The organism is Siminovitchia fortis (assembly GCF_003605365.2).
Taxonomy (GTDB): domain Bacteria; phylum Bacillota; class Bacilli; order Bacillales; family Bacillaceae_C; genus Siminovitchia; species Siminovitchia fortis.
Genome location: NZ_QYTU02000095.1, coordinates 1 through 1,137, shown reverse-complemented (window position 1 = coordinate 1,137; position 1,137 = coordinate 1). Strand labels below are relative to the sequence as shown.

The window sequence follows — 1,137 nt, the reverse complement described above, 5'->3', positions numbered from 1 at the left end:
GAGAATGTAAAAAGTTTTGTGTAATTGGTTAAACTTACCAATTAAGGAGATGATCAATTATGCAGAACAAAACAAACGATTTAGCGAAGGAATTAGCCAAGGATTGCCGTACAGTTGAAGATATTCAGGAGAAATTAAAGGAGCTTTTTAAGGACACTATCCAGCAAGTCTTTGAAGCTGAGATCGATGAACATTTAGGTTATATAAAACATGATAATAGCGGTGACCATTCTGGAAACAGCCGCAATGGGTACAGTAAAAAGACAATGAAAACAAAGTTCGGCAAGGCTGAGTTGAGAATTCCTAGGGATCGAAAAGGTGAATATGAGCCTCAAATTATCAAGAAATATGAAACAACCGCCAACGGATTGGAAGATCAAATTATCGGTCTTTACTCCAAAGGAATGTCGACGAGGGACATTGAAGACCAGATGAAGGATTTATATGGGATTGACGTCTCGGCAGCCATGGTAAGCAAAGTAACCGATAAGATAATGCCTTTAATTGCCGAGTGGCAATCCAGGCTCTTGGATCGGGTTTATCCTATCGTATTCCTGGATGCCATTCACTTTAAGGTCAGGAAAGAGAATCGGATAGTGAATAAAGCAGCCTATAGTGTCTTGGGAATTAATTTGTCGGGTCATAAAGAGATCCTTGGAATATGGATTGGGGAGAACGAAAGTGCAAGTTTTTGGTTAGGCGTCTGTAATGACCTGAAAAATAGAGGGGTGCAGGACATCCTCATCGTTTGTAAAGATAACCTTTCAGGCTTTTCTGAGGCGATTCATTCTGTCTTTCCACAAACGGATATTCAGCTTTGTGTCATCCATCAAATTCGCAATTCGATGAAATACGTGTCGTATAAAGAACAAAAAGTGGTCATGGCGGATTTAAAGAAAGTCTATCAGGCGCTCACCCTGGAAGAAGCAGAACTAGAGTTTTCCAACTTCAAAGAGAAATGGGGCAAGAAACATCCGATTATTATTAAGTCCTGGGAAGCCAACTGGTTGGAACTTACTGCTTACTTCAGTTACCCTGCAGAGATTAGAAGGCTCATTTATACAACCAATACTATAGAGGGCTATCACAGACAGCTTAGAAAAGTCACTAAAACGAAAACAGCTTATCCAACTGATG

The 1,137-nt window shown here is 40.0% G+C and carries 1 protein-coding gene; it reads left to right on the top strand.

Going from position 1 to position 1,137, the window contains the following annotated elements:
• Positions 1-59: 59 nt before the first annotated feature.
• A partial coding sequence (locus D4N35_RS17755; protein ID WP_120076042.1) for an IS256 family transposase occupies positions 60-1,137 on the top strand: 1,078 nt, incomplete at its 3' end.